Raw genomic sequence first — 26,591 nt, forward strand, 5'->3', positions numbered from 1 at the left:
TGTCAGGACTGGCGGGGACCCGTCTTCAGGACTTCCGCGCCTCGACGGCCTGCTTGTAGAGGCGGCCGGCGCGGTAGCTGGAGCGGACGAGCGGGCCGGACATGACGCCGGCGAAGCCGATCTCCTCCGCCTCGGCGGAGAGCTCGACGAACTCCTCGGGCTTGACCCAGCGCTCGACCGGGTGGTGCCGCGGGCTGGGCCGCAGGTACTGGGTGATCGTCACCAGCTCGGTGCCCGCCTCGTGCAGGTCGCGCAGGGCCTCGGAGACCTCCTCGCGGGTCTCGCCCATGCCGAGGATGAGGTTGGACTTGGTGACGAGCCCGGCGGCGCGGGCCTGCGTGATCACGTCCAGCGAACGTTCGTAGCGGAAACCGGGACGGATGCGCTTGAAGATCCGCGGCACCGTCTCGACGTTGTGCGCGAGCACCTCGGGCCGGGAGCCGAAGACCTCGGCGAGCAGGTGGGGCTCGGCGTTGAAGTCGGGGATCAGCAGCTCGACGCCGCAGCCGGGGATCGCGTCGTGGATCCGCCGGACGGTCTCGGCGTACAACCAGGCGCCGCCGTCCTCGAGGTCGTCGCGGGCGACACCGGTGACGGTCGCGTACCGGAGGCCCATCTGCGCGACGGACTCGGCGACGCGGCGCGGCTCGTCGCGGTCGAACTCGGCGGGCTTGCCGGTGTCGATCTGGCAGAAGTCGCACCGCCGCGTGCACTGGTCGCCGCCGATGAGGAACGTGGCCTCGCGGTCTTCCCAGCACTCGTAGATGTTGGGACAGCCGGCCTCCTGGCAGACGGTGTGCAGTCCCTCGGACTTCACCAGCTTGGTGAGCTCGCGGTACTGCGGGCCCATCTTGAGCCGCGTCTTGATCCAGTCGGGCTTGCGCTCGATGGGGGTCTGGCTGTTGCGGGCCTCGATGCGGAGGAGCTTGCGTCCCTCAGGTGTCGCCGTCGTCACGTCCTCAGATTACGTCCCGGCCGCGCGCTTCGGCACATCGGGCGGGAGAGGTGCGCCACGCCGCCGCGGTCGAGATCCGTAAGCTGTCCTGAAGATAACGGAATCGGGCCCGAAGATAACGATCGGGAAGATCAGGGGCCTGACGGAGGCCGATTCCCGCGTTTCCACCCTCGGTAGCTGTTGATCTCTCTAGGGTGACTCCCTGTCGTCACGTCGTACGCAGGAGGGACCACCGTGGGTCTGGCAATGTCGTACCTCAGGGTGCCCCCGACCATGGAGGGGGAGCCGGACCCGTCCCGGGTCGCCCGCCTGGTCTTCGGCACGCCCGACTGGCGGCGCCGACAGCCCGGCGAGCACGTGCTCGACCTGGGCGGACACTGGCAGGCGCTGCACTATCTGATCACCGGCGATCCGTGGGACGGGCGCCAGCCGGAGGCCGACGTGGTCTGCGGCGGCAGGCTGCTCACCGAGGACGGCGCCGCGGAGCTGGGGCTCGACGTGATCTACCTGGCGCCGGAGCGGGTCAGGCCCGCCGCCGAGCACCTGGCGAGCACCCCGTTCGGCGCGATCGCGGGCCGTTACGACCCGTCGGCCATGGCGATGGCCGAGGTGCAGGACTCCTCGAGCCTCACCGACAAGACGCGCGACCGCGTCCTCAAGCCCGCCTACGAGGACCTGGCCCGCTTCTACGCCAAGGCCGCCGCCGACGGCCAGGCCGTCTTCAAGGTCATGACCTCGTCCTGACCTCCTGAACGGCCCCCACAACGTTCCATACGCACGATCAGGCGCCCGGCAGGCTCCCCAGGCACGCCGGGCCTCTCGCATGCCCTGAAGTCCGCAGAGGCGCACGCACCCGCAGGAGCCACAACGGTCACGCGAGCCACAACGGCCACACGAGCCACAACGGCCACACGAGCCACAACGGCCACACGAGCCACAACGGCCACAGGGCCGCAGGCCGCCGGTCCGGGCGGTCGGAAGCCTATGACTCGAGCTGGGCGACGGTGCGGTGCAGCGGCTCGGTGGCGCCGAGGAGCCGGGTGAGGTGGCGTTCGACCAGCGGGGTCACCTCGGCCACCGACACCGGTCGGCCGAGCTCCCTGGAGAGCGAGGTGGAGCCGGTGTCGGTGAAGCCGCACGGGTTGATCTTGTCGAACCACGTCATGTCGCAGTCGCAGTTGATCTGGAAGCCGTGCATGGTGACGCCGCGCCGCACCCGCAGCCCGATCGAGCCGAGCTTGCGGTCGGGGGAGCCGGGGACCCAGAGCCCGCTGCGGTCCTCGACGAACATGGTCTCCAGGCCGAACTCCGCGCAGACCGCCATCATCATGTGCTCGAGCAGCCGCACGAACGCGACGCCGCCGCGCGAGTCCGGCAGCTTGACGATCGGATAGCCGGTGAGCTGTCCCGGGCCGTGCCAGGTGATCTTGCCGCCGCGGTCGACGTCGATCACCGGTGCGCCGGGGTCGCCGAGCGGGCGGTCGAGGGCCGCGGTGCGCTTGCCAGCCGTGTAGACCGGCTCGTGCTCCAGCAGCAGCACGCTGTCGGAGATCTCGTCGTCGATCCGCCGCTCCTGGGTGCGGCGTTGCAGGTCCCAGGCCTTCTCGTACGGGACCGCGGCGGTGCCGAAGCCCACGTGGACGAAGATCAGCTCACGGGTCGCGGGCGGGGTCTCCGCCGTGCTGCCCGCGGCGACCGGGGGCGCGTCCTCGCGTACGTCCAGTTCGCTCACGCCGACCAGCTTACGGCTCAGATCGACGACAGGAGCCTCGGGTCGATCGGGGTCTCCTTGGCGGTGCCCGGGCCGTCCGGCTCGATGCGGTAGGCGCCCGCGTCCTTGGCGTACGAGACGGCCTGGACGAACTCGGTGCCCACGTAGTGCAGCGCGACCGACTCGTCCGCCGCGTAGCCGCCGGGCAGGGTGCCCTCGCCGACCAGCTGCTGGAGCAGCGGCCGGCGCTGCGCGTCGCTGTCGTAGTGCACGCCGCAGGAGTACGGGAGGAAGCCGAGCCCGTCGGTGAGCGGCCGCAGCTGCGGCCCGTAGGAGTCGGTGTTGCCGCCGACGTGCCAGCAGAGGGCCCCGGCGCTCTGCCCGGACAGCACGACGCCCTCGTTCCAGGCCTCGCGCAGGATCTCGTCGACGCCGTGCAGCCGCCACAGCGCGAGCAGGTTGGCCACGCTGCCGCCGAACACGTAGATCAGGTCCTGGCTCAGCAGGTGCGAGCGCATGTCCTGGAGGTTGGGCATCGGGAACAGCGCGAGATGGCTGACCTCGGCGTCGAGCGTGGAGAGCGCGGCGTAACCGCGCGCGACGTACTCGGCCCCGTCGCCCAGCGCGGTGGCGAGGAAGCAGATCCGGGGCCGGTCCTGGCCGGTCAGGTCGAGGGCGTAGCGCAGCAGGGGACTGGGCGCCATGCCGTACCGGTCGTCCGGTACGAAGGTCCCTCCGCCGATCGCGAGGATGTGCGGCTGTCCGTCGGTGCTCATTTGCCCGCCTTCTGCTCGACTTGTCGTCTCAGAGTCACCGTACGGCTACCGTGCGGGGCTGGGCGCGACTTTGGTGATTCTTGGTGTTACGCGTGCTCTGCGCGGACGGCCGCGCGGACGGCCGCGCGGACGGCCGCGTTGACGTCCGGGTGGGCGAACTCGAAGCCCGCCCCCTCCAGCCGGCGCGGCAGCACCCGCTGGCTGACGAGCGGTCCCTCGTCGGCGAAGTCGCGCAGCGCGAGCCGCAGCGCGAACTTGGGCACGCTCAGGAGCGTCGGCCGTCCCAGCGCCTGCCCGACCGCCTTGGTGAAGACCGCGTTGGTCACCGGCGCGGGCGCGGTCAGGTTGACCGGCCCGGACAGCTCGTCGTGGTCGATCAGGTACCGCAGCGCGGCGATGTGGTCGGTGATGGAGATCCAGCTGACCCACTGCGTGCCGTCGCCGAGCCTGCCGCCGAGCCCGAGCTTGAAGAGCGGCAACGTCCGGCCGAGCTGCCCGCCGTCGCCCGCCAGCACGATCCCCGTCCGCGGATGGACGACCCGGATGCCCGCCTCGGCGGCGGGCGCCGCCGCGGGCTCCCAGTCGCGCACGAGGTCGGCGAGGAACCCCTCGCCCGCCGGCGAGTCCTCGTCGACCTCACGGCCGCCGGTGTCGCCGTAGTAGCCGATGGCCGACCCGGACACCAGCACCCGCGGCCTGGCGTCCAGCCCGGCGAGCGCCTCGGCCAGCGCGCGGGTGCCGCTGAGCCGGCTGTCGCGGATCTTCTCCTTGTACGCCTCGGTCCAGGGCCGGTCGCCGACCCCGGCGCCCGCCAGGTGCACCACCGCGTCGCAACCTTCGAGCGCCTTGGCGTCGACGGTGCCGTGCGGGTCCCAGCGGGCCTCGTCGGCCTCCGCCGGTTCGCGCCGGACCAGCCGGACGACGTCGTGCCCGTCCTTGCGCAGGTCCTTCACGAGCGCGCTGCCGATGAGCCCGCTCGCCCCGCTGATGACGACCTTCATGGATCCCACCCTAGAACGCCTGCCTCCCACCGTCCCGGATCTCCCACGGGGAACGTCACATGGTGTTGACGATCAGGCCGATGTGGGTGAAGTAGTTGAGCGCGCCGAACAGCAGGAACGCGATGCCGGCCAGGCCCCAGCACACGCCGACGACCTTGACGACGCCGCCGCGCGGCGTCCTCAGGGCGGCGGGGAACAACACGGCGCCGACGCCGACGAGGGCGTACAGCAGCGAGATGAACGTCGCCTCGACCATCGGGTGGCCGGCGAGCAGGCCCGAGATCGGCTCCTGCTCGGGCGCGGCGAACAGCTCGTACCACAGGCCCGCGGCGCAGATCCCGAAGCACGCCAGGCCCATCCCCAGCACGAACACCGACACCGGGCCCGCCAGCGCGGCCACGGTCGCGGGCCGGTCGGGCGCCTCCTCGAGCACGGCGCCGCGTTTCCACAACATCAGCGCGGCGGCCAGCATCAGCACGCCGAACGCCAGCGCGGGCTCGCCGAAGATGATGTTGTCGAACGGGAAGCCCCCGGCGGCCAGCGGCCAGGTCAGCGTCATGTGCAGGCCGGTGAGCGTGAGGATCGTGCCGAGCACGCCGAAGGCCAGCGCCCAGCCCTCGGTCTTGACCGGCGTGCCCGCGGTGAGGAGCCGGCGGCCCAGCCCGACCACCAGCAGCAGCCCGGCCCCGGCCGCGACCGCCATGATCGTGTTGTACGTGGGCATCTCAGCCCAGTTGATCTTCAGCGGCGCCTCAGCGATCACAGCCACGTTCACGGCATCTCCTCAGGTCTGTCACCTGGGGAAATACCCCGCCACCCCCAGCCCCGCCGATCCCGAGCGAGACTTTGGACGATCTTGAACTGTCTCCGATCAGGCGTTCTCGTACCGGGGCCAGTCGCCCGTCGGGATGGTGAAGCCGAACGGCCCAGGGAGCTTGATGTCGTCGCCGTAGCGACCCTCATCGGCGATCTGGTAGCGGGCCCAGCCGTCGGCGAGGGCATGGAGCGTCCACGTGCGCAGCTCCTGGTCCACCAGCAGGTAGAACGGGATTCCCGCCTTGGCGTACTGCTTCGGCTTGATCTCACGGTCGTTGTAGACCGTGTCAGGCGACTTCGGCAAGGTCACCTCGACCACGAGGGCGATGCCTTCACGTTCTTCAGCGGTGTTCCGGCCTCCCCTGCGGGTGACCACGATGTCGGGAACGTAGAAACGTCGCGTTTCATCGGGAAGGTCCCACTGGAAGTTCTCGGAATGCGTGGCCCAGTTGACCGGGGTGATCGAGGTATAGAACGCCATCTTGATGAATCGACGATCGCCTCGACGATCGCCCGGTGTTCGAAGCTCCCGAGGCGGGTGGCCGGGTCGCTCTTCCGGCACACCGAGGCATACCCAGGATGCCGCATGGGAGGGGTGCCGCGTACCAGGCTTGGTACGCCCCGTACCAAGCCTGGTACGCGACACACACCATCGAGGTCGACGCGTCGTGGGCTGTGACGACGGAACCCCGCCGCCTCCTTGGCGGAGGGGCGGGGTTCCGTCGTCGAGAGGGCTCTGGACTAGAGGCCGAGTTCGGCTTCGAAGTTGCCCTCTTCGAGGCGGTGCTTGATGGTGGCGAGGAAGCGGGCGGCGTCGGCGCCGTCGATCAGGCGGTGGTCGTAGCTCAGGGCCAGGTAGACCATGGACCGGACGGCGATGACCTCGCCCAGGTCGGGGTCGTCGATGACGGCGGGGCGCTTGACGACGGCGCCGGTGCCGAGCATGCCGACCTGCGGCTGGTTGAGGATCGGGGTGTCGAACAGCGCGCCCCGGCTGCCGGTGTTGGTCAGCGTGAACGTGCCGCCGGCCAGCTCGTCCGGGCTGACCTTGTTGGTGCGGGTGCGCTCGGCGACGTCGGCGATCCGCTGCGCCAGGCCGCCCAGGTTGAGCTGGCCGGCGTTGTGGATGACCGGGACCATCAGGCCGCGCTCGGGCACGTCGACCGCGAGGCTGAGGTTCTCCACGTCGTGGTAGGTGACCTCGTTGGTCTCGCTGTTGATGACGGCGTTGAGCTTGGGGTGGACCTTGAGGGCCTCGATCGTCGCCAGCGCGAAGAACGGCAGGAACGACAGCTTGACGCCCTCGCGGGCCTGGAAGTCGGCCTTGGCGCGGTCGCGCAGCCGGGCGATCTTGGTGATGTCCACCTCGACCACCGTGGTGAGCTGCGCGGAGACGTGCAGCGACTCGACCATGCGGCGGGCGATGGTCTGCCGGATGCGGCTCATCTTCTCGGTCTTGCCGCGCAGCGCGGCGGCCTCCGCGGTCGGCGCGGCCGGTGCGGGCGCCTGGGCGGCGGCCGGAGCCTGTGCCGGGGCGGCGGCGGGGGCCTGCGGCGCGGGCGCCGGGGCCTGGGCGGCGGCCTGCGCGGCGCGCGCGGCCTCCAGGACGTCCTGCTTGCGGATGCGGCCGCCGACGCCGGTGCCGGTGACCTGGGTGAGGTCGACGTTGTGCTCGGAGGCGAGCTTGCGTACCAGCGGGGTCACGTAGGGGCCGTCACCCGAGCCGCCCGAGGGGGCCTCGGCGGCGGGCGCGGGCTGCTGTGCCGGCGGCTGCTGCGGCGGGGCCTGCTGCTGCGGCGCGGCCGGAGGCTGCTGGGCGGCGGGCGGCGGCCATGCGGAGGGCGGCGGGCCCTGCTGGGCGGCCGGGGCCGGCGCGGGCGGCGCCGCCTGCTGGGCCTGCGGCTGCTGCTCGGGCTCGGGCTCGGGCTGCTCCTGTTGGGCCTGCTGCTGGGGCTCCGGCTCGGCCTGCGCCTCCTCCTGCTTCGGCTCGTCCTTCGGGGCCGGCGCGTCACCGGCGTCGCCGATGACGGCGAGCTCGGCGCCGACCTCGACGGTCTCGTCCTCGGCGACGGTGATGCTGGTCAGGATGCCCGACGCGGGTGAAGGGATCTCGGTGTCGACCTTGTCGGTCGACACCTCCAGGAGCGGCTCGTCCGTCTCGACGTGCTCACCCTCCTTCTTCAGCCAGCGGGTGACGGTGCCCTCGGTGACGCTCTCGCCGAGCTGGGGCATTGTGACGGAGACCGGCATGGCTCTCGCGACTCCTTCGAAATTTCCTGTGCGGGCGTTCAGCCGTGCACGTGCAGTGGCTTGCCGGCGAGAGCGAGGTGCGCCTCGCCGACCGCTTCGGATTGGGTCGGGTGAGGATGGATCAACTGGGCCACCTCCGCGGGAAGGGCCTCCCAGTTGTAGATGAGCTGACCCTCCGTGATGAGCTCGCCCACGCGGGCACCGACCATGTGGATGCCGAGGACCGGACCGTCCACGGCCGCGATCACCTTGACCTCGCCCTGCGTCCCGAGGATCTTGCTCTTCGGGTTGCCGGCCAGGTCGTAGGTGACCTCGTTGATCTCGTAACCGCGCTCCCTGGCGACCTTGGTGGTGATGCCCACCGCGGCGACCTCGGGGTCGGAGTAGGTGATGCGGGGGACGCCGTCGTAGTCGATCGGCGGCGGGGTGAGCCCGCCGAGCCGCTCGGCGACCAGGATGCCCTCGGCGAAGCCGACGTGCGCCAGCTGCGGGGTCGGGATCAGGTCGCCGACGGCCGAGATGGTGGGGACGTTCGTCCGGCAGAACTCGTCGACCTTGACGAAGCCGCGCTCGACCTCGACGCCGACCTCCTCCAGGCCGATGCCCTGGGACACCGGCCCGCGGCCGACCGCGACGAGCAGCAGCTCGGCGTCGATGGTCTTGCCGTCGTCCAGCGACACCGAGACGCCGCCCGGGGTCGGCTTGATGCCCTGGAACCTCACGCCCAGCTCGTACTTGATGCCGCGCTTGCGGAACGCCCGCTCGAGCCGCTTGGAGTTGGACTCCTCCTCCAGCGGCAGCAGGTGCGGGAGCGCCTCGACGATGGTCACCTCGGCGCCGAACGAGCGCCACACGCTGGCGAACTCGACGCCGATCACGCCGCCGCCGAGGACGACGACCGACGCCGGAACGTGCTCGAGCCTCAGCGCGTGGTCGCTGGAGATGATCCGCTCACCGTCGATCTCGAGGCCGGGCAGCGACCGCGGCACCGAGCCGGTGGCCAGCACGACGTGCTGCCCCTCCAGCGCGGCGGTCGAGCCGTCGGCCCCGGTCACCTCGACGGTGGTCGGGCCGGTGAGCCGGCCGTCGCCCTCGACGACCGTGATGCCCTTGGACTTGATCAGGCCGGTGAGGCCCTTGACCGTGGTCGAGACGACCTTGTCCTTGTAGGCGTTGACGCCCGCGACGTCGATGCCCTCGAAGGTGGCCCGGATGCCGAACGCGGCGGCCTCGCGGGTCTGGTCGGCGACCTCCGCGGCGTGCAGGAGGGCCTTGGTGGGGATGCACCCGCGGTTGAGGCAGGTGCCGCCGAGCCTGTCGCGCTCGACGAGCGCCACGGACTTGCCGAGCTCCGCGGCTCGGAGCGCGCACGCGTATCCGCCGCTGCCACCACCTAGGACGACGATGTCGAAGGGGCCGCTGTTGGCCACTGGACGCTCCCTGCCTCCGGTACCCGTGGTTTCCGGTACTCGTGCTTGCCGGTGCCGGTCGGCACCGACGCCTCGCGGCGGACAGGGCCCGGTGCGGGCCGGACCCCGTCGTCCGAGAGGAAATCTATTCGGTTGTCGGCCGCGCCTACAGCTCCCCGGCCGCGAGGGCTTCGGCGACTTCCACCAACGTACGTGTTGCGGCGCCGGTGCCGCCCTTAGGGGTGTACCCGTACGGCTCGCCCTTGTTGAAGGACGGGCCCGCGATGTCCAGGTGCGCCCACCGGACGCCGTCCGGGACGAACTCCTTGAGGAAGACCCCGGCGACCAGCATGCCGCCCCAGCGCTCGCCGCTGATGTTGGCGATGTCGGCCACCGCGGAGTCGAGCCCCTTGCGCAGCTCGGCCGGCAGCGGCATGCCCCACGAGGGCTCCCCGGCACGCTCGGCCGCCGCCACCACCTTCTCACGGACGGCGTCGTCGTTGGCCATGACTCCGGTGGTGCGGGTGCCGAGCGCGACCAGTTGCGCGCCGGTGAGGGTCGCGACGTCGACCAGCAGGTCGGGGGCGTCCTCCCCGGAGCGCACGAGTGCGTCGGCCAGCACCAGGCGGCCCTCGGCGTCGGTGTTGAGGACCTCGACGGTGGTGCCGCCGTAGATGCGGATGACGTCGGAGGGGCGCTGCGCGGTGCCGCTCGGCATGTTCTCGGCGAGGGCGAGGTAGCCGACCACGTTGACCTTGGGGCGCAGCGCGGCGATGGCCTGGAGGGCGCCGAGCACGGCGCCCGCGCCGCCCATGTCGGACTTCATCCAGTCCATGGCCTCGGACGGCTTGAGGGACAGGCCGCCGGAGTCGAACGTGATGCCCTTGCCGACCAGGGTGAGGGTCTTGGTGGCCTCGGGGTGGGAGTAGGCGAGCCGGACCAGACGCGGCGGGTTGGCCGACCCCTGGCCGACGCCCGCGATGCCGCCGTAGCCGCCCTCGACGAGGGCCTTCTCGTCGAGCACCTCGACGTCGAGCCCGGCCTCGCCGGCGACCCGCTCGGCGATCTCGGCGAAGACCTCGGGGTTGAGGTCGGAGGGCGGGGTGTTGACCAGGTCGCGCACCAGGACGATCGCCTCGGCCAGGGTGCGGGCGCGCCCGGCGTCGCCCTCGCCGACGATGGTGATCTCCTCGACCGGGCTCTTCTGCTCGCCGGTGCGGTAGGTGCCGAAGCTGTAGTTGCCCAGCAGCGCGCCGAGAGCGATCGCCTCGGTGTCGGCGGGGGAGCCGCCGGGGAGCGCGACGGCGACCCGCGCGGTGCCGGCCAGCGCGCGGACCGCGGCGCCGGCGGCGCGGCGCAGGTCTTCGGTGCCGGGCTCGGCGCCCAGGCCGACCGCGGCGATGACGGGGGCGGTCACCGCGCCGAGCGTCGGCAGCTTGGTGACCTCACCGGCCTTGCCGGTGGCGCCGAGCGCGGCGAGTGCCGTGGCCAGCCGTCCCGAGAGTGCCCGCTCGAGCCCTTCGGCGCCCGCGGCGAGGGCGGGGCCGGAGCCGGCGTCTCCGCCGGCCGGGACGACGCCGATCACGATCGCGTCGACGTCGAGGGTCTCGGTGGCTGCGCCGTCCAGGCTGATGCTCGTCACGTAGTCCGATGTTAGTCCTCTCGGTGACCGGTTTCGCCCTTTTGGATCAAGCATTGCCATCGGCGCGACCTCGGGATTCGATCTCCGGGGCGCTCCCCGGACCCGTCCGCGGGTGGCGTAACGCCCAGGGCGGAGCGCGCCGGTGCAGGTCGGAGCCGATTTCGGGGCGCCGGGGGTGGCGGAGCGCGGGACCTATTCCACTATTCCGACTGATTTAGTAGGTTCCTGCTGTGACCAGCAGAGACTCCACCAGAGCCGCCCGCGGAGCGGAGGCGCCGGCGCTCACGCTGACCGACGCCCGGCGGCTCCGGGCGGACCGGGCCCGGCAGATCGCCGACGTGCTGCGCCGCCAGGTCCTGCACGGCGTGTTCCCGGACGGCGTGCTGCCGCCCGAGGCGGACCTGGTCCGCGACTTCGCCACCTCGCGCAACGCCGTCCGCGACGCCCTCGACCTGCTGCGCGCCGAGGGGCTGATCGAACGGTGCCCGGGAGTGGGCACGACCGTGGCCACCGAGAAGTACCCGCACGGCCTGGAACGCCTGCTCGGCCTGGCCGAGACCCTGCGCGAGCACGGCGAGGTCGCCAACGAGGTGCGCACCACCGGGCTGATCACGCCGCCCGGGGAGATCAGCGCCCGGCTGCGGCTGCCGGCCGGCGAGCCGGTCGTCTACATCGAGCGGCTGCGCCGCCTCAACGGGATCCCGCTGTCGCTCGACCTCACCTACATCGCCCGCGACCTCGGGGAGCCGCTGCTCGCCGAGGACCTGGCGCACAACGACATCTTCGTCCTGCTCGAACGCCTCGCCGGCCAGCCGCTCGGCAACGGCGAGCTCACCGTGGAGGCGGTCAACGCCGACCCGCACTCGGCCGCCGTGCTCGAAGCCCCGCGCGGCGCTGCCCTGCTGATGGCCGAACGCCTCACCCACCTGGCCGACGGCCGTCCCGTCGATCTGGAGTTCATCCGCTTCCGGGGAGACCGCATCACCATGAGCGGCACCCTCCGCCGGGGCGGGCCCCCGCCCTCCTTCCCAGCCCTTGGAGGACCTTCATGTCCCTGGTCGAGAACCGCGCTGACGTCCCCGTGACCGTCGACGAGGCCCTGTGCATCGACGGCTGCACGCTCTGCATCGACGTCTGCCCGCTGGACGCCCTGGCCATCGACCCCGCGACGGGCAAGGCCTACATGCACGTGGACGAGTGCTGGTACTGCGGCCCCTGCGCCGACCGCTGTCCCACCGGCGCCGTGACCGTGAACATGCCGTACCTCCTCCGGTGATCCGGCGACCTTCTCCGCCGACCTTCTCCGCCGACCTCGCCCGCAGACCCTCGCAGAAGGACCCACCGCTCATGAACCGCACACTCGCGGCGGCCGCCGCGTGCCTTCCCCTCCTGGCCGGGCCCCTGGCGGCCGGGTGCACGGTCGCCGGGAACGCCTCCAGCGGAGGAGACTCCGTCCGGGTCGTCGTCGGCTACCAGTCCAAGACCATCAACACCGTCACGGCCGGGACCCTGCTCCGCTCGCTCGGCTACTTCGAGAAGCGGCTGAACGCGCTCGGCAGGTCCGAGGGCACCACCTACTCGGTCGTCTGGCAGGACTACGACACCGGTGCGCCCATCACCGCCCAGATGCTCGCCGGCAAGATCGACATCGGTTCGATGGGCGACTACCCGCTGCTCATCAACGGCTCGCGCGCCCAGGCCCAGGGCGGCGACGCGGAGACGCGGCTGGTCTCGGTCACCGGCTACAACCTCAAGGGCGCCCTGAACGGGGTCGTGGTCGCCAAGGACTCCAAGGCCAGGACCCTGCGCGACCTCAAGGGCACGACGGTCTCCACCAGCGTCGGCTCGGCCGGGCACGGCACCTTCGTGCAGGCCGCGAAGAAGTACGGCTTCGACGGCGCCGAGGACGTCAAGGTCGAGAACCAGCAGCCGTCCGTGGGCGCCACCGCGCTGGAGTCGGGCAAGGCCGCCGGGCTCTCGCAGTTCGTGGCGTGGCCGGGGGTGCTCGTAGCGCAGGACCGGGCCCGCCTCCTCTACGACGGCGGCGACCTGAACGTGCCCACGTTCCACGGCGTCGTGGTCCGGAAGAAGTTCGCCGGCGACAAGCCCGCGATCCTCCAGGAGTTCCTGAAGGCGCAGATCGACGCCACCCGCTACCTCAACGACAACCCGGTGAGGTCGTCGGAGTCGGTCGCCGCCACCACCGGGCTGCCCGTCGAGGCCGTCTACCTCTACAACGGCGCGGGCGGCGTCTCCACCTTCGACGTGACGCTCAAGAAGCGGCTCCAGGACGTGCTCGCCCACGACGTGCCGTTCCTGAAGTCGATCGGCGTGCTGCAGACCCCGCTCGATCTCAGCCCCTTCATCGACGACTCCCACATCAGGCGGGCGTACGGCTCCTCCTACGACGCCGACGTCGCCAAGACCCCCGTCTCGGGCGCCGGTGAGATCTGGTTCGCGGGGGAGCAGGCGACCCGGCGGTTCGGCGACCCGGTCGCCCTGCTGCGCGGCGTGCGCGAGGCCCAGGAGCAGGGCAGGAACATCAAGGCCGCCTACGTCGCCGACGCCACCACCGGCACACGATGGTTCGCCGACAAGGACGTCTGGGTCGAGGACCCGAAGGCCGGCGGCGCGAAGCGGTTCCAGGCGTTCGCCACCGACGAGGTCGCCCGCGCGTACCTGGCCGCGCACCCTGGCAGCACGATCGTCACCTACCAGGACGCGGTGGAACGCGCATGACGGCGAAACTGGTCAGGCCGGCGTCGCTCGCCGCCGCGCTGCTGGCGTGGCACGTGCTGACCGCCGCCGACGTGCGGTTGTGGATGCGCTTCGACCGGTTCCCCGGCCCGCTGGACGTGGCCCGCGAGCTGCGGCGGCAGGTCCAGCACGCCCAGTTCTACGAGGACGTCGCGCAGAGCCTGGTCCGCATCCTCACCGGGTTCGCGCTCGCGGCGGTCCTCGGCGTCGCGCTCGGCATCGCCGTGGCGCGGTCGCCCTGGGCGGGCCACGTGCTGCAGCCGCTGTTCGAGGTCGTCCGGCCCATCCCGGCGATCGCGCTGGTGCCGGTGGCGATCCTGCTCTTCCCGGCGAACGAGCAGGGCATCGTCTTCATCACGTTCGTCGCCGCGTTCTTCCCGATCCTGGTGAGCACCCGGCACGCCGTGCGGGCGCTCCCGCTGGTCTGGGAGGACGCGGTGCGCACGCTCGGCGGCACCCGCGCGCGGGTGCTGGCGACCGTCGTCCTGCCGGGCGTCCTGCCGGGGGTCTTCGGCGGCCTGTCGGTCGGCATGGGCGTCGCGTGGATCTGCGTGATCTCCGCCGAGATGATCTCCGGCGACTTCGGCGTCGGCTACCGCACCTGGCAGGCGTACACGATCGTCGACTACCCGGGCGTGCTCGTCGGGATGATCACCATCGGGCTGCTCGGCTGGCTGACCTCCGGAGCGGTCGAGCTGGCCGGCCGCCGCGCCACCCGCTGGCTGCCGAGGGAGACGAGATGAGCGAACGAAGCGCCCTGACCCTGCACGCCGAGGGCGTCGCCCTCTCCTACGGCGGCACGCCCGTCATCACCGGGCTCGACCTGGACGTGACGGCGGGGGAGGTACTGGTCGTCGTCGGGCCGTCCGGCTGCGGCAAGTCCACGCTCCTGCGCGCGTTCGCGGGGCTCCTGCCCGTCGCGGCGGGACGCGTGACCGCCGGCGGCGGCGTGCCCGTCACCGGGCCGTCGCGCGACCGTGCCCTGGTCTTCCAGGACGACGCGCTGCTGCCCTGGCGCAGCGCCCGCCGGAACGTGGAGCTGGCCCTCGCGCTGCGCGGCGTCCCGCGCCGCGAGCGCCGGGCCGAGGCGCTGGCGTGGCTGGAGCGGGTCGGCCTCACCGGCAAGGCCGAGCGGCTCCCGCGCGAGCTGTCCGGCGGCATGCGCCAGCGCGTCCAGCTCGCCCGCACCCTGGCCGCCGGGCCGCGCGCGATCCTCATGGACGAGCCGTTCGGGGCGCTCGACGCCCAGACGCGCGGCACCATGCAGCGGCTCCTGGCCGACGTGCTGGTGGACGCGCCCGCCACCGTCGTGTTCGTCACCCACGACGTGGACGAGGCGCTGCTCCTCGGCGACCGGATCGTGGTGCTCGGCCCGGACGGGGTCGCCGCCGCCTTCCGCCGCGACGAGCGGCCCGGCCTGCGTGACCTGATCCTCGCCGAGCTCGGCGTCGCCGTCCTGAAGGAGGAAGCGGCCTGATGGAGATCCCACCCGTCACCGAGCGCCGCGAGCTGAGCTGCGACGTGCTGGTCATCGGCGGCGGCACCGCCGGCACGATGGCCGCCATCACCGCCGCCGAGCAGGGCGCCTCGGTGCTGCTGCTGGAGAAGGCGCACGTCCGGCACTCGGGCGCCCTGGCCATGGGCATGGACGGCGTCAACAACGCGGTCATCCCCGGCAAGGCCACGCCCGAGGCCTACGTCGCCGAGATCAGCCGGGCCAACGACGGCATCGTGAACCAGCGCACCGTGCACCAGACCGCCACGCGCGGCTTCGCCATGGTGAAGCGGCTCGAACGGTACGGCGTGAAGTTCGAGAAGGACGAGCACGGCGAGTACGCGGTCCGCCGCGTGCACCGGTCCGGGTCGTACGTGCTGCCGATGCCCGAGGGCAAGGACGTCAAGAAGGTCCTCTACCGGGTGCTGCGGCGACGTTCCATCCGGGAGAGGGTCCGGATCGAGAACCGCGTCATGCCCGTCCGCGTCCTCACCCACGACGGCCGGGCCGCCGGCGCGGTGGGCTTCGACACTCGCAGCGGGGAGTTCGTCACGGTCGCGGCGGGCGCGGTCGTCCTGGCCACCGGCGCCTGCGGGCGGCTGGGACTGCCCGCCAGCGGCTACCTGTACGGCACGTACGAGAACCCGACGAACGCCGGCGACGGCTACGCGATGGCCTACCACGCGGGCGCCGAGCTGAGCGGGATCGAGTGCTTCCAGATCAACCCGCTGATCAAGGACTACAACGGCCCGGCCTGCGCCTACGTCGCCAACCCGTTCGGCGGCTACCAGGTCAACGCCCGGGGCGACCGGTTCGTCGACTGCGACTACTGGTCCGGCCAGATGATGTCCGAGGTCAAGCGGGAGATCGACTCCGCCCGCGGCCCGATCTACCTCAAGCTCAGCCATCTGCCGGACGAGACGCTGACGACGCTGGAGGGCATCCTGCACACCACCGAGCGTCCGACCCGCGGCACCTTCCACGCCGGGCGCGGCCACGACTACCGCACCCACGACGTCGAGATGCACATCTCCGAGATCGGCCTGTGCGGCGGCCACTCGGCCTCCGGCGTGTGGGTCGACGAGAACGCCCGGACGACCGTCCCCGGCCTCTACGCGGCGGGCGACCTGGCCTGCGTGCCGCACAACTACATGATCGGCGCGTTCGTCTTCGGCGACCTGGCGGGGGAGCACGCCGCCGCGCACGCCACCGCGCACGCCACCGCGCACGCCACCGCGCACGCCACCGCGCACGCCGGCGGGCACGCGGCCGGGAGCCCGCTCGACGAGGACCAGATCGCCGCCGCGCACGAGCTGATCTACCGGCCGCTGCGCCACCCCGACGGGCCGCCCCAGCCGCAGGTCGAGTTCAAGCTCCGCCGGTTCGTCAACGACTACGTCGCGCCGCCCAAGACCGCGGCCCGGCTGGACATCGCCGTCGAGACGTTCACCCGGATGGAGTCGGAGATCGCCGGGATGGGCGCCCGCACGCCGCACGAGCTGATGCGGTGCGCGGAGGTCACGTTCATCCGCGACTGCGCCGAGATGGCCGCCCGCTCCTCGCTCACCCGCGCCGAGAGCAGGTGGGGGCTCTACCACGACCGGGCCGACCTGCCCGAACGCGACGACGCCGCCTGGTTCTACCACCTCAACCTGCGGCGCCGCGAGGACGGCGCCATGGAGTTCCTCAAGCGCCCGGTCGCGCCCTACCTGGTGGACGTCGAGGGCATCGACGTGCCCGAACGCGACCCCGAGCCCGTCCTCCTGACCGTCGACGACGGCGGCCCCGTGGCCCGGCACGGCCGGGCCGCCGCCGCGCCCGCGCGGGCCCGTCCCGTCGGCAGGTCGCCCCGCATCCTCGAACTGCTCGAACTCGCCGAGACCCAGCCGACCCTCGACCGGCTCACGCCCTACCTGGACGACGCCGACCCCAAGGTGCGGCGCGCGGCCGTCGCCACCCTCACCGAGGTCGTGCCCGAGGGCGTGGCGGGCGCGCTCGCCGGGGCCCTGGCCGACGACCACGGCTCGGTCCGGCACGCCGCCGCGACGGCCCTGCGCGAGCTGGTCGAGGTCCTGCCCGCCACCCCCGAGGTACGCGACGTCCTGCTGCCCGCGCTCGGCAGCCGGGACGCGGTCGTCCGCGCGGTGACGCTGGACGTGCTGCGCGCCCTGCGGCTCGGCGACACCGCGGTCTTCACCGGCGCGCTGGCCGACGGCGACCACCGGGTCCGGCTCCAGGCGGTGCGCGGCCTGGTCTCGCTGGACGACGCCGCCGGGGTCGCCCGCGCCGGCGCCGACGCCAACCGCGAGGTGCGGATCGCCGCCGCGCACGGCCTGGGCACCCTCGGCGCCCCGCCGGGCGCCCTGGTCGAGGACGCCGACGACCTCGTCCGCGCGGCCGCGCTGGAGGCCCTCGCGGGCGGCGGCCGCTCCGGCCCCCTGGACGAGCTGGCGATCGGCGCCCTGACCGACCCGGCCTGGCAGGTCCGCACCGGCGCGGCGCGCGGCCTGGCGTCCGCCGACCCGGCGAGCGCCGCCGGACCGCTCATCAAGGCGCTCTCCGACCCGCACCTGGACGTGCGCAAGGCCGCCGTCATCACCCTCGGCGGCTGGGCCGGCGCCACCGAGGGCCCCGGGAACGCCGAGATAGCCGAGGCCCTCCGTACGGCCCAGGAGGACACCGACGCCGACGTACGCGCCTACGCCCGCCGCGCCCTCCAAGACCAGGAAGCGCGGGGGCGGGGCGGGCTAGAGGGCTAGGACGATCAGGGCGGTGGTGGTGGACGTCTCGACCAGGGCGCCCATCACGTCGCCGGTGATGCCGCCGAGGCGGCGGGTGGCGTGGCGCAGGAGCAGCAGCGCCGCGCCCAGGCCGGCCAGGACGGCGCCCACCGTGAACGGGGCGCGGCCGGTCGCCAGGCCCGCGGCCAGGGCGGCGAGCAGGACCGCGCCGGTCACGGCCGCCGCGGCCCGGGTCGGCACCGTGCCCGCGACCAGGGCGCCCAGCCCGCCCGGCCGCGCCGAGGGCACCGGCTCACGGCACGCCCACGGCAGGGCGAGGCGGCCGGCGACCGCGGCGACCAGGACCGCGACGGGGGCGTACGGGGCGGAGGCCAGCGCCGCGACCTGGACCAGCAGGGTCAGGAGCAGCGTGACGACGCCGAAGGGCCCGATGTCGGACTTCTTCATGACGGCCAGGGCGTCGGCGGCGGGCCGCCCGCTGCCCAGCCCGTCGGCGAGGTCGGCCAGGCCGTCCAGATGGAGGGCACGGGTGATCGCGGCCATCGCCGCGACCGCCAGCGCGGCACCGAGCAGCGGGCTCAGGCCGGAGAGATCGCCGGCCACCAGCACGAGCGCGGCCGCCCCTCCGACCGGCAGGCCCACTATGGGGGCGAGCTCCATCGCGCGGCGAGCCGTCGCCCGGTCGACCCGGGGCGAGCCGGCCGGGATCAGGGTCAGCAGCGAGACCGCCAGGCGCAGGCCGTTCACGACAGCTCGGTGACGCGCCCGGCGATGACCAGGGCGGCCTCCTCGGACTCGGCGGCCAGCCGCTGGTTGAGATGGCCGAGGACGTCGCGGAACGCCCGGCCCGCCGGGGTCGTGGGCACCAGGGACAGGCCGACCTCGTCGGTCACCGCCACGACCCGGGCCGCAGTGCTCCGCCAGGCCGCGATCAGCTCGTCCAGGCGCGGCTCCACCCGCGCCGGGTCCTCCCACGCGCCCGCCTCGTCCATCGCGGCGGTGAGCCAGGTGCCGATGCCGTCCACCAGGAGCGCCCCCGACCCGGCCCCGGCCCCCGAGGTCAGCTCGCGGGCCAGCTCGGTGGTCTCGGCGGTCGCCCACCAGTGCGGGCGCCGCCGCCGGTGGGCGTCGACCCGGGCGTTCCACTCGGGGTCGTCGCCGCGCGCCGGGCCGGTCGCCACGTACGTCACGTCCGGATCTCCCATCAGCCGCAGCTCCGCCTCGGCCGACTTGCCGGACCGCGCGCCGCCGAGCAGCAGCGTGCGGTGCGGGCCCCGCCGCGGCGGCAGCCAGAAGCCGAGCCGCCGCTCCAGCTCGGCGGGGGAGGGGACGCGGTGGTCGGCGTACACGTTGAGGACCTCGGTGGCGGCGCCCACCGCGCCGGTGCGCCGCAGCAGGCCGAGATGGTCGGGACAGCCGACCAGGTCGAGCAGAACGGCGTCGTACACGACTCCGGCGACCGCTTCCGGCCGTGCGCCGGGCCCGCGCGCCACCAGGACGCGCCGTCCCGGGGACGGGCGCACGTCGAACCCGCCGGGCACTTCCTGATGGGCGTGTTCGGCCGGCGGCACGCCGTCGATCAGGATCCGGGCGGGCTCGTGGCCGATCCCGGCGGTGCGGAGGCGGGCGCAGGAGGCACAACGGCAACCGGGCCGCGGCCAGCCGTCCGGACCGGCGGCGCCCCCGAGGTCGATGTTCACCGAACGCCGTCGCTCATGGGTCGATGATCATAAAGGTGGGGTGTCGGGGGAGGTCAGGCCGGGTCGTGCAGGCTCATCGTGTATCCGGCGGTGTCGTCGTCGAGCAGCACGACCTGATCGACCCCGTCGGTGCGCAGGGCACGCCAGTTCTCGCCCAGCCAGGTCTCCGCGTCGGCCTGCGTGGAGAAGCTCTCCTCCGACATGCCGACCGCGTCACCGTCGGCTTTTTCCAAACGCCAGCTCCAGGCCATAGCGGTATGTCCTCCCTCGTTCCGGCGAGAGTAGCCGTTCGACCGGCCCGCCGCAGCGGCGCCTCACGGGCGGATCGCCGGCCGGCCGGCCCGCGCGGCCCGCACGGGGGCCGGGCCGTCGCGGTCCCGGGGCCGGGCGCCGGTGCGGCCCCGCCCCCGGGACCCCGCTCACGGGCGCCGCTGCGGGCTGACCGTGCGGGCCGGGTCGCGCTCCACGATCGGGCCGAGGACGTCGTCGATGCGCGCGAGCACGTCGGCGTCCAGCTTCACCCCGGCGGCCTTGACGTTGTCACGGACCTGCTCGGGCCGGGAGGCGCCGACGATGGCGGCCGACACGTTCGGGTTCTGCAGCACCCAGGCGATCGCCAGCTGCGCCATGGAGAGCCCGAGGTCGGCGGCGACCGGCTCCAGGTTCTGCACGCGGGTCAGCACGTCGTCGTTCAGGTAGCGCTTGATCATGTCGGCGCCGCCCTTCTCGTCGGTCGCGCGGGTGCCCGCGGGCAGCGGCCGTCCCGGCTTGTACTTGCCCGACAGGACGCCCTGCGCGATCGGCGACCAGACGATCTGGCCGATCCCCTCCTTCTCGCAGAGCGGGATCACCTCGCTCTCGATGACCCGCCACAACATCGAGTACTGCGGCTGGCTCGACACGATGCGGTCGAAGCCCATCTGGTCGGCGATCTCCAGCGCGCGGGCGATCTCCTCGGCCCGCCACTCCGAGACGCCGACGTAGAGCACCTTGCCCTGCCGGACCAGGTCCTCGAACGTGCGGAGGGTCTCCTCGAGCGGCGTCTCGTGGTCGAACCGGTGCGCCTGGTAGAGGTCGACGTAGTCGGTCTGGAGGCGGCGCAGCGAGCCGTGGATCGACTCGAAGACGTGCTTGCGCGACAGCCCGCGGTCGTTCCGCCCGGGGCCGGTCGGCCAGTAGACCTTGGTGAAGATCTCCAGGCCCTCGCGCCGCTGCCCCTTCAGCGCGCGGCCGAGGACGTCCTCCGCCCGGGTGCCGGCGTAGACGTCGGCGGTGTCGAAGGTCGTGATCCCCTCGTCGAGGGCGGCCTGGACGCAGGCGACCGCCGCGTCCTCCTCCACCTGGGAACCATGGGTGAGCCAGTTGCCGTAGGCGATCTCACTGATCTGCAGGCCGCTGCGGCCCAGTCGTCGGAACTCCATGCTTCCGACCCTAGCGGCGCGAGATCGGGAGGGATCAGACCTCTTGGCCGGGCTTGACCTGAGGGGCGGGCATCCGGAGCCGGCGGATCTGCATGGCGCGCATGGCCGCGTACAGGCCGACGCCCTTGGTCTCCGCGTCCGGGAAACGCTCGGCCGACAGCTTCTTGATCCGGCTGGAGATCCAGAGGCCCTCGACGAACACCGCGGCCAGCAGCAGCGGGGGAGCGAACAGCACCAGCAGCTTGGCCGCCGCGATGGGCAGCAGGCTCAGCGCGACGATCGCGAACATCCCGTACATGAGGTACGAGCCGATCGTGCGGCGGCTGTCGACGTAGTCGCGGGCCAGCCGTCTCACCGGGCCCTTGTCGCGCTTGAGAAGGTACTTCTCGTCGCCCTTGGACATGCCCTCGCGGGCCTTCACGCGCTGCTCCGCCTGCTTTTCGCGGACGCGCTTGTAGGCCTCCTTGCGATTGGAGGGGGCCGTGATGGGCTGGCGGCGTGCCTTCTGGGCATCCGCGCGCTTGGGCGTGGGGCGCCCCTTGCCTCCCGGCTTTACTACCTGAGGAGGATCTTCGGGGGCTTCCTGGGTACGACGTCGGAACACAGAGATCAGCCTACCGGCTGCGAACATCGTGGCTGCCTCGCGCGTTAACGCGTAGGGTGATATGAACCCCAGCAGTGGTTATTGAGCCCAGTTTGTGACTGAGCACAGCACACGAAGGGACCGGCGCCAGCGCGATGAGCGTGATGAAGCGAATGTCGATGATCTTCAAGTCCAAGGCGAACAGGGCCCTGGACCGCATGGAAGATCCTCGTGAGACCCTCGACTACTCCTACCAGCGTCAGCTGGAGATGCTGCAGAAGGTTCGTCGGGGCGTCGCCGACGTCGCGACTTCGCGCAAGCGTCTCGAGCTGCAGATCAACCAGCTGGAGCAGCAGCAGAGCAAATTGACGGACCAGGGCAAGAAGGCACTGCAGGTGGGCCGTGAGGACCTCGCCCGCGAGGCGCTGACGCGGCGCTCGGGCCTCGACGGCCAGCTGAACGACCTGCGTGTGCAATATCAGCAGTTGCAGGGTGAGGAGGAGAAGCTCACGCTGGCCTCCCAGCGCCTGCAGGCCAAGGTGGACTCCTTCCGCACCCGCAAGGAGACGATCAAGGCCACCTACACGGCCGCCGAGGCGCAGACCAAGATCAACGAGGCCTTCAGCGGCATCTCCGAGGAGATGGGCGACGTCGGCCTGGCGATCCAGCGCGCCGAGGAGAAGACCGAGACCATGAAGGCCCGCGCCGGCGCGATCGACGAGCTGCTGGCCTCCGGCGCCCTCGAGGACTTCTCCGGTCCCAAGGACGACATCCAGGCCGAGCTCGACCGCATGGGCTCGGGCCCGGGCGTCGACCTCGAGCTGGAGCGCCTCAAGGCCGAGCTCGGCCAGGGCCCCGCGCCCAAGGAGCTCAACCAGGGCACTCCCAATGCCGCGCCGCAGCAGCAGGACACCCCTCAGCAGGCTCCGCAGGCCCAGCAGTGGCCGCAGCAGCCCGGAGGCAACCAGTGATCGTCCGGCTCATGGGGGAGGGGCAGCGTGAGATCGCCGACGGCGACCTCGCCAAGCTCAACGAGCTCGACAGCGCCGTCGAGCACGCGATCGAGTCCGGTGACGAGGGTGCCTTCCGGCGGGCTCTGCACGCTCTGCTCGACCAGGCGCGCGTCGTGGGGACGCCGCTCGCCGCGGACAGCCTGGAGCCGTCCGAGCTGATCCTGCCGCCGGCTGACGCGTCGATGGACGAGGTCCGGTCGATGCTCGGGGACGAGGGCCTGATCCCGGACTAGCCGCAGGCCCGACACCCCCTACCCGTATGGGGATCCGGACTCGGGGGCACAAACGGACACCTCTGTGCGTTGTACGAGGCGAACGGTTGTGCCGGCGATCGGGGGCGGCATGGGACCTGCGAGTGCCCATGGCCGCTTTTCGCCGGGTAGGTGGGGGTGATCCCCCACAGGGGGGGTGAATATGGCGCGTACGCGTTATGCCTCGGATCGGGGGCTGACGTCACGGATGCTCGTGACGATGTTCCTGCTGGGCCTGGTCTACGTCGTCTTCGTGTCGGCGTTCTTCGTGATCGCGCCCAAGTGGGGTGTCTTCGCGCTGGCCGGCGCCACCCTGTTCCTGCTGGTCCAGTACTTCTTCTCCGACAGGCTGACCCTCTTCGCCATGCACGGCAAGGAGGTCACGCCGGAGGAGGCACCCGAGCTGCACGGGGTGATCGACCGCATCGTCGCGATGTCGGACGCGCCCAAGCCGAAGGTGGCGATCGCCGACACCGACGTGCCGAACGCGTTCGCGACCGGCCGCAACCAGAAGAAGGCGGTCGTCTGCGTCACGACGGGGCTGCTGCGCCGGCTCGACCCGGTGGAGCTGGAGGGCGTGCTGGCGCACGAGATGGCGCACATCGCCCACAAGGACGTCGCGGTCATGACGATCGCCTCGTTCCTGGGTGTCTGCGCCGGCCTCATCACCCGCTTCGGGCTGGAGTGGGGCCTGTGGGGCGGCTTCGGCCGCCGCGACGGCGACCAGAACACCGGCCTGATCCTGCTGGCCGTGGTCGCGGTCAGCGCGGTCGCGTACGGCATCAGCTTCATGCTGACCCGCGCGTTGTCCCGCTACCGGGAGCTGTCGGCCGACCGCTCCGCGGCGCTGCTCACCGGCCGCCCGTCGTCGCTGGCCAGCGCGCTGACCAAGGTGTCGGGGGAGATCGCCCGTATCCCCACCAAGGACCTGCGCGCGGCCGAGCCGTTCAACGCGTTCTTCTTCGCGCCGGCCTTCACCAAGGGCTTCAGCGTCTCCTCGCTGTTCGCCACGCACCCGCCGCTGGACAAGCGGCTCGCCCAGCTGTCGAAGATCTCCGACCAGATGAGCAGGGGAGTCTGACCGTGGGGTTCCTGGACACCCTCCTGGGCCGGTCCAAGCCGGTCAAGCCCGACCTCGACCGGCTGTTCGCGCTGTCCACGGCGGCGCTGACGCTCGAGGCGGCGACCGGCTTCACGCCGACCGGCCTCGGCTCGGTCTGCTTCCGGGCCGTCGAGGGCGGCGCGTTCGCCCGCATGCAGAAGGACGTCCAGGAGCTCCTCGACGCCGGCGACGGCCCGAAGGTCGAGCTGAGCACCGACTCCTACGGCTACACCTGGTTGCTCGCCCGCCAGCCCGCCGACGACCTGCCCGCGCTGGTCACCGACCTGCACGCGGTCAACGCGACGCTGGAGGCCAACGGCTTCGGCCCGCACCTGCTGTGCTCGCTGGTGGGCTTCACCGGCCCTGACGGGCAGCGGCTGGCGCTGGTCTACCTCTACAAGCGCGGCACGTTCTACCCGTTCGCGCCCCTCCCCGGAGACAAGCGCGACAACGCGCTGGAGCTCCAGGTGAAGGGCGCGGTCGGCGCCGACCTGCCGTTCGAGGACGACCTGTCCCGCTGGTTCCCCGTCTGGGGCGCGCCCGGCCTCTGACGGCCGGGTTCGTGTCACGCGGCACTCAATGCCGTCCGCGTGCGTCTTACCGTCGACTGACACCTGGTGGCAGCAGGGGGTTCGATGGTGCCCGCACGCTATTCGCCCGAGCGAGGCCGGACCTCGCGGATGATCCTGACCATGGCGCTGCTCGCCGTGCTGACCGGCGTCCTGGTCACACCGTTCTTCCTCGTCTCGCCGCTCTGGGGAGCGGCCGCCCTGGCGGCGATCGTGATCGTCCTCGCCGGGCACCTCCGCTACGCCGACCGGATCGCGCTGTGGGCGATGGACGCCCGCGAGGTGACGGCCGACGAGGAGCCGCGGCTGCACACGCTGGTCGACCGGCTGTGCATGTCGTCCGGGCTGCCCAAGCCGCGCGTCGCGGTCGCCGGCACCGACGTGCCCAACGCCTTCGCCGCCGGCTGCACCCGTGACCGCCGGGTCGTCTGCGTGACCACCGGCCTGCGCGATCGGCTCGACGTCGCCGAACTCGAGGGCGTGCTCGCCCACGAGATGGCGCACCTGGCCCACCGCGACCTCATCGTGGGAGCCGTCGCCGGATTCCCGGCGTTCTGCGTGGAGATGACCTTCGGGGCGGTGACCGGCGTGTTCCACGAGGGCCGCTGGCCCGCGCGGCTCGCCGGGGTGCTCCTGCTCCCGATGCTGCCGGTCGCCCTGCTGCTCTGGCCGGTGAGCCGCCTGCTCGACCTGGCGCTGTCCCGGCACCGCGAGTTGTGCGCCGACCGCACCGGCGCGCTGCTCACCGGGCGCCCGTCCGCGTCGTCGTCGGGGCTCACCAAGATCTGCGCGGAGATCGAGAACGTGCCCGCCGCCGAGCTGCGCGCACTCCGGCCGCTGAACGCGCTGCTCATCGTGCCCGCCCGGCCCCGGGCCCAGGCCCTGGTCGGCCTGCTGTCCACCCATCCGCCCCTGGCGGTCCGGGTGGCGCGGCTCACCGAGGTCTCCCGGCGGCTCGCGAGCGGACGGCGGTGACGGCATGTCCTTCGGAGACGTCGTCCTGGGCCGCTCCGGCGCCGCCGGTCCCGACCTCGACCGCATCTTCGGCGTCGTGCCGGCGGCGGCCGTCCTGGAGGCGGCGACCGGCTTCGCCCCGTCCGGCCTGGGCTCGGTCTGCTACCGCGCGGTCGACGGCGGGGCGTTCGGCGCGTTCGCCCGCGTCCAGCGGGAGCTGCCGGACCTGATCGCGACCGAGCCCGACGCCGAGGCCGCGTTCGACACCGACGACCACGGGTTCCGCTGGGCGCGCACCCGGCAGCCGCCGGGCGAGGCCGAACGTGTGGTGACCGACCTGCACACGGTCCACGCCGCGCTGGAGGCCGCGGGCTTCGGCCCGTACCTGGTGTGCTCGCTCGTCGGCTTCGCCCGCCCGGACGGGCACCGGCTGGCGCTGGTCTACACACATGTCGGAGGCCTGTTCCACCCGTTCGCCCCGGCCGTCGGCGGCGGGCGCGACGAGGCGCTGGAGACGCGGGCCGGCGCGGCGATCGGGGACGAGCTGCCGGTCGAGCCCGACCGCGCCCGGTGGTTCCCGATCTGGGACGCCCCGGCCCTCTGACGGCCCTTGGCCGATGATCGGGGCGTGTGATTGGCTCGATGGGTGAGCACGCCCTGGAGTCACGAGCGCTACTGCGACGCGGTCGAACGGGAGATCGGGCGGTTCACGGACGCCGTCCAGGACGCCGACCTCGGCGCGCCGGTGCCGACCTGCCCCGGCTGGGACGTGTCCGCGCTGATCAGGCACATGGGCGGCGTGCACCGGTGGGCGAGCGGCAACGTGGCGGCCAGGTCCGCCAAGCGGCTCGGCCTGCGCGACCTGGGCGTGAAGTTCCCCGACGAGCCCGCCGCTCACCTGCCGTGGTTCACCGAGGGCGCCGCCGAGCTGCTGCGGGTGCTGCGGGAGGCCGACCCCGACGCCACCGTCTGGACGTGGGGTGCCGACCAGCGGGTGCGCTTCTGGTCGCGGCGCATGGTGCACGAGACGCTCGTGCACCGCAGCGACGCCGACTTCGCCACCGGGCGCGGGCCGATCATCGAGCCGGACGTCGCCGCCGACGGCATCGACGAGCTGCGCGGCAACCTGCCGTACGCGGCGGCCTTCACGCCCAAGATGCGGGAGCTGTCCGGCGACGGAGAGACGCTCTCGTTCCGCGCCACCGACACCGGCGGGCGCTGGGCGTTCCGGCTGACGCCCGAGGGGTTCGCCGAGGCGCCGGGGGACGAGCCGGCCGACGTCACGGTGCGGGCCGCCGCGGCCGACCTCTTCCTGTTCCTCTGGGGCCGCCGGAAGATGGACGATCCCCGGCTTCTGATCTTCGGTGACGAGGCGCTGCTCATCCGCTGGGTCGAGCACACCGCCATCTGAGGCCCGGCGAATCGAGCCGGGTGAATCGAGCCGG

At 72.5% G+C, this 26,591-nt stretch carries 28 protein-coding genes; 14 read left to right on the forward strand and 14 right to left on the reverse strand.

The features are described from left to right. Positions 1 to 25 precede the first annotated feature (25 nt). A complete protein-coding gene (gene lipA / locus ABZ810_RS29195) occupies positions 26 to 955 on the reverse strand; it encodes a lipoyl synthase (protein ID WP_358408754.1) in 930 nt (309 codons plus the stop codon). Between the two features lie 234 nt (positions 956 to 1,189). Here lipA and ABZ810_RS29200 point away from each other — a divergent pair, with 234 nt between their 5' ends. Next, complete coding sequence (locus ABZ810_RS29200) at positions 1,190 to 1,699, forward strand: YfbM family protein (RefSeq protein WP_358408757.1); 510 nt, start codon at positions 1,190 to 1,192, stop codon at positions 1,697 to 1,699. 238 nt (positions 1,700 to 1,937) lie between these two features. On the opposite strand, the gene lipB is transcribed toward ABZ810_RS29200, so the two are convergent. From lipB to ABZ810_RS29240, 8 genes are all read right to left on the reverse strand, one after another. Then, positions 1,938 to 2,606, reverse strand: a complete 669-nt coding sequence (lipB, locus tag ABZ810_RS29205; RefSeq protein ID WP_358409083.1) for a lipoyl(octanoyl) transferase LipB — start codon at positions 2,604 to 2,606, stop codon at positions 1,938 to 1,940. 98 nt (positions 2,607 to 2,704) lie between these two features. Continuing rightward, a complete protein-coding gene (locus ABZ810_RS29210; RefSeq protein ID WP_358408760.1) occupies positions 2,705 to 3,442 on the reverse strand; it encodes a peptidase E in 738 nt (245 codons plus the stop codon). An 86-nt stretch (positions 3,443 to 3,528) separates the two neighbouring features. Next, positions 3,529 to 4,443 carry a TIGR01777 family oxidoreductase gene (locus tag ABZ810_RS29215; RefSeq protein WP_358408762.1) on the reverse strand — a complete coding sequence of 305 codons (915 nt, stop codon included), beginning with the start codon at positions 4,441 to 4,443 and terminating at the stop codon, positions 3,529 to 3,531. A 55-nt stretch (positions 4,444 to 4,498) separates the two neighbouring features. After that, positions 4,499 to 5,218: a DUF981 family protein gene (locus ABZ810_RS29220; protein ID WP_358408764.1), complete on the reverse strand. Its 720-nt coding sequence runs from the start codon at positions 5,216 to 5,218 to the stop codon at positions 4,499 to 4,501. 96 nt (positions 5,219 to 5,314) lie between these two features. Further along, positions 5,315 to 5,740 (reverse strand): Uma2 family endonuclease, encoded by a 426-nt coding sequence (locus ABZ810_RS29225; protein ID WP_358408767.1) that lies wholly within the window; start codon positions 5,738 to 5,740, stop codon positions 5,315 to 5,317. A gap of 260 nt (positions 5,741 to 6,000) precedes the next feature. Continuing rightward, a complete protein-coding gene (gene sucB, locus ABZ810_RS29230) occupies positions 6,001 to 7,509 on the reverse strand; it encodes a 2-oxoglutarate dehydrogenase, E2 component, dihydrolipoamide succinyltransferase (RefSeq protein WP_358408770.1) in 1,509 nt (502 codons plus the stop codon). Positions 7,510 to 7,547: 38 nt separating this feature from the next. Then, a complete protein-coding gene (gene lpdA / locus ABZ810_RS29235; RefSeq protein ID WP_358408772.1) occupies positions 7,548 to 8,939 on the reverse strand; it encodes a dihydrolipoyl dehydrogenase in 1,392 nt (463 codons plus the stop codon). Positions 8,940 to 9,084: 145 nt separating this feature from the next. Continuing rightward, the gene (locus ABZ810_RS29240) at positions 9,085 to 10,560 is read right to left on the reverse strand and encodes a leucyl aminopeptidase (RefSeq protein WP_358408775.1); all 1,476 of its coding nucleotides are present in this window, start codon (positions 10,558 to 10,560) and stop codon (positions 9,085 to 9,087) included. Between the two features lie 230 nt (positions 10,561 to 10,790). On the opposite strand from ABZ810_RS29240, the gene ABZ810_RS29245 reads away from it, so the two are divergent. The 6 genes from ABZ810_RS29245 (at position 10,791) to ABZ810_RS29270 (ending at position 17,571) form a co-directional block, all read left to right on the forward strand. Beyond that, positions 10,791 to 11,645: a GntR family transcriptional regulator gene (locus tag ABZ810_RS29245; protein WP_358408778.1), complete on the forward strand. Its 855-nt coding sequence runs from the start codon at positions 10,791 to 10,793 to the stop codon at positions 11,643 to 11,645. Further along, the gene (locus ABZ810_RS29250; RefSeq protein WP_358408780.1) at positions 11,609 to 11,836 is read left to right on the forward strand and encodes a 4Fe-4S dicluster domain-containing protein; all 228 of its coding nucleotides are present in this window, start codon (positions 11,609 to 11,611) and stop codon (positions 11,834 to 11,836) included. Before ABZ810_RS29245 ends, ABZ810_RS29250 begins: the two co-directional genes overlap by 37 nt. A 71-nt stretch (positions 11,837 to 11,907) precedes the next feature. Further along, positions 11,908 to 13,299, forward strand: a complete 1,392-nt coding sequence (locus tag ABZ810_RS29255; protein ID WP_358408782.1) for an ABC transporter substrate-binding protein — start codon at positions 11,908 to 11,910, stop codon at positions 13,297 to 13,299. After that, positions 13,296 to 14,060, forward strand: a complete 765-nt coding sequence (locus ABZ810_RS29260) for an ABC transporter permease (protein ID WP_358408785.1) — start codon at positions 13,296 to 13,298, stop codon at positions 14,058 to 14,060. The genes ABZ810_RS29255 and ABZ810_RS29260 overlap by 4 nt, the downstream gene beginning before the upstream one ends. Next, positions 14,057 to 14,794: an ABC transporter ATP-binding protein gene (locus tag ABZ810_RS29265; RefSeq protein ID WP_358408787.1), complete on the forward strand. Its 738-nt coding sequence runs from the start codon at positions 14,057 to 14,059 to the stop codon at positions 14,792 to 14,794. Before ABZ810_RS29260 ends, ABZ810_RS29265 begins: the two co-directional genes overlap by 4 nt. Beyond that, positions 14,794 to 17,571 (forward strand): fumarate reductase/succinate dehydrogenase flavoprotein subunit, encoded by a 2,778-nt coding sequence (locus ABZ810_RS29270; protein ID WP_358408790.1) that lies wholly within the window; start codon positions 14,794 to 14,796, stop codon positions 17,569 to 17,571. The genes ABZ810_RS29265 and ABZ810_RS29270 overlap by 1 nt, the downstream gene beginning before the upstream one ends. Here ABZ810_RS29270 and ABZ810_RS29275 read toward each other — a convergent pair. From ABZ810_RS29275 to ABZ810_RS29295, 5 genes are all read right to left on the reverse strand, one after another. After that, positions 17,560 to 18,300 carry an adenosylcobinamide-GDP ribazoletransferase gene (locus tag ABZ810_RS29275; RefSeq protein ID WP_358408792.1) on the reverse strand — a complete coding sequence of 247 codons (741 nt, stop codon included), beginning with the start codon at positions 18,298 to 18,300 and terminating at the stop codon, positions 17,560 to 17,562. The two genes, ABZ810_RS29270 and ABZ810_RS29275, sit on opposite strands and share 12 nt — an antisense overlap. Then, entirely contained in the window at positions 18,297 to 19,253 is a 957-nt protein-coding gene (locus tag ABZ810_RS29280) for a bifunctional adenosylcobinamide kinase/adenosylcobinamide-phosphate guanylyltransferase (protein ID WP_358408795.1), read from the reverse strand. Before ABZ810_RS29280 ends, ABZ810_RS29275 begins: the two co-directional genes overlap by 4 nt. A 53-nt stretch (positions 19,254 to 19,306) precedes the next feature. Further along, the gene (locus tag ABZ810_RS29285) at positions 19,307 to 19,504 is read right to left on the reverse strand and encodes a hypothetical protein (RefSeq protein WP_358408798.1); all 198 of its coding nucleotides are present in this window, start codon (positions 19,502 to 19,504) and stop codon (positions 19,307 to 19,309) included. 168 nt (positions 19,505 to 19,672) lie between these two features. Then, complete coding sequence (locus ABZ810_RS29290) at positions 19,673 to 20,674, reverse strand: aldo/keto reductase family protein (RefSeq protein ID WP_358408800.1); 1,002 nt, start codon at positions 20,672 to 20,674, stop codon at positions 19,673 to 19,675. A 34-nt stretch (positions 20,675 to 20,708) separates the two neighbouring features. Next, positions 20,709 to 21,305 carry a DUF3043 domain-containing protein gene (locus ABZ810_RS29295; RefSeq protein WP_358408803.1) on the reverse strand — a complete coding sequence of 199 codons (597 nt, stop codon included), beginning with the start codon at positions 21,303 to 21,305 and terminating at the stop codon, positions 20,709 to 20,711. Between the two features lie 107 nt (positions 21,306 to 21,412). Here ABZ810_RS29295 and ABZ810_RS29300 point away from each other — a divergent pair, with 107 nt between their 5' ends. From ABZ810_RS29300 to ABZ810_RS29330, 7 genes are all read left to right on the forward strand, one after another. Further along, the gene (locus ABZ810_RS29300) at positions 21,413 to 22,228 is read left to right on the forward strand and encodes a PspA/IM30 family protein (RefSeq protein WP_358408806.1); all 816 of its coding nucleotides are present in this window, start codon (positions 21,413 to 21,415) and stop codon (positions 22,226 to 22,228) included. Then, positions 22,225 to 22,503, forward strand: coding sequence for a hypothetical protein (locus tag ABZ810_RS29305; protein WP_358408808.1), 279 nt, complete (start codon positions 22,225 to 22,227; stop codon positions 22,501 to 22,503). The genes ABZ810_RS29300 and ABZ810_RS29305 overlap by 4 nt, the downstream gene beginning before the upstream one ends. A 181-nt stretch (positions 22,504 to 22,684) precedes the next feature. Continuing rightward, positions 22,685 to 23,602, forward strand: coding sequence for a zinc metalloprotease HtpX (gene htpX, locus ABZ810_RS29310; RefSeq protein ID WP_358408811.1), 918 nt, complete (start codon positions 22,685 to 22,687; stop codon positions 23,600 to 23,602). Positions 23,603 to 23,604: 2 nt separating this feature from the next. Continuing rightward, on the forward strand, positions 23,605 to 24,174 hold the full coding sequence (locus ABZ810_RS29315; protein ID WP_358408814.1) for a hypothetical protein: 570 nt from the start codon (positions 23,605 to 23,607) through the stop codon (positions 24,172 to 24,174). A gap of 84 nt (positions 24,175 to 24,258) precedes the next feature. After that, the gene (locus tag ABZ810_RS29320) at positions 24,259 to 25,167 is read left to right on the forward strand and encodes a M48 family metalloprotease (protein ID WP_358408815.1); all 909 of its coding nucleotides are present in this window, start codon (positions 24,259 to 24,261) and stop codon (positions 25,165 to 25,167) included. Positions 25,168 to 25,171: 4 nt separating this feature from the next. Then, the gene (locus ABZ810_RS29325) at positions 25,172 to 25,750 is read left to right on the forward strand and encodes a hypothetical protein (protein WP_358408818.1); all 579 of its coding nucleotides are present in this window, start codon (positions 25,172 to 25,174) and stop codon (positions 25,748 to 25,750) included. Positions 25,751 to 25,792: 42 nt separating this feature from the next. Further along, positions 25,793 to 26,557, forward strand: a complete 765-nt coding sequence (locus ABZ810_RS29330) for a maleylpyruvate isomerase family mycothiol-dependent enzyme (RefSeq protein WP_358408820.1) — start codon at positions 25,793 to 25,795, stop codon at positions 26,555 to 26,557. Positions 26,558 to 26,591: the final 34 nt, after the last annotated feature.

The organism is Spirillospora sp. NPDC047279 (assembly GCF_040643285.1).
GTDB lineage: Bacteria > Actinomycetota > Actinomycetes > Streptosporangiales > Streptosporangiaceae > Spirillospora.

Coding starts and splice junctions, on each gene's coding strand:
- ABZ810_RS29210 (WP_358408760.1), bottom strand. CDS start 3,442: ATGAGCACCGACGGACAGCCGCACATCCTCGCGATCGGCGGAGGGACC.
- ABZ810_RS29215 (WP_358408762.1), bottom strand. CDS start 4,443: ATGAAGGTCGTCATCAGCGGGGCGAGCGGGCTCATCGGCAGCGCGCTC.
- ABZ810_RS29225 (WP_358408767.1), bottom strand. CDS start 5,740: ATGGCGTTCTATACCTCGATCACCCCGGTCAACTGGGCCACGCATTCC.
- sucB (WP_358408770.1), bottom strand. CDS start 7,509: ATGCCGGTCTCCGTCACAATGCCCCAGCTCGGCGAGAGCGTCACCGAG.
- ABZ810_RS29250 (WP_358408780.1), top strand. CDS start 11,609: ATGTCCCTGGTCGAGAACCGCGCTGACGTCCCCGTGACCGTCGACGAG.
- ABZ810_RS29255 (WP_358408782.1), top strand. CDS start 11,908: ATGAACCGCACACTCGCGGCGGCCGCCGCGTGCCTTCCCCTCCTGGCC.
- ABZ810_RS29260 (WP_358408785.1), top strand. CDS start 13,296: ATGACGGCGAAACTGGTCAGGCCGGCGTCGCTCGCCGCCGCGCTGCTG.
- ABZ810_RS29265 (WP_358408787.1), top strand. CDS start 14,057: ATGAGCGAACGAAGCGCCCTGACCCTGCACGCCGAGGGCGTCGCCCTC.
- ABZ810_RS29270 (WP_358408790.1), top strand. CDS start 14,794: ATGGAGATCCCACCCGTCACCGAGCGCCGCGAGCTGAGCTGCGACGTG.
- ABZ810_RS29285 (WP_358408798.1), bottom strand. CDS start 19,504: ATGGCCTGGAGCTGGCGTTTGGAAAAAGCCGACGGTGACGCGGTCGGC.
- ABZ810_RS29290 (WP_358408800.1), bottom strand. CDS start 20,674: ATGGAGTTCCGACGACTGGGCCGCAGCGGCCTGCAGATCAGTGAGATC.
- ABZ810_RS29295 (WP_358408803.1), bottom strand. CDS start 21,305: ATGTTCGCAGCCGGTAGGCTGATCTCTGTGTTCCGACGTCGTACCCAG.
- ABZ810_RS29300 (WP_358408806.1), top strand. CDS start 21,413: ATGAGCGTGATGAAGCGAATGTCGATGATCTTCAAGTCCAAGGCGAAC.
- htpX (WP_358408811.1), top strand. CDS start 22,685: ATGGCGCGTACGCGTTATGCCTCGGATCGGGGGCTGACGTCACGGATG.
- ABZ810_RS29320 (WP_358408815.1), top strand. CDS start 24,259: ATGGTGCCCGCACGCTATTCGCCCGAGCGAGGCCGGACCTCGCGGATG.
- ABZ810_RS29325 (WP_358408818.1), top strand. CDS start 25,172: ATGTCCTTCGGAGACGTCGTCCTGGGCCGCTCCGGCGCCGCCGGTCCC.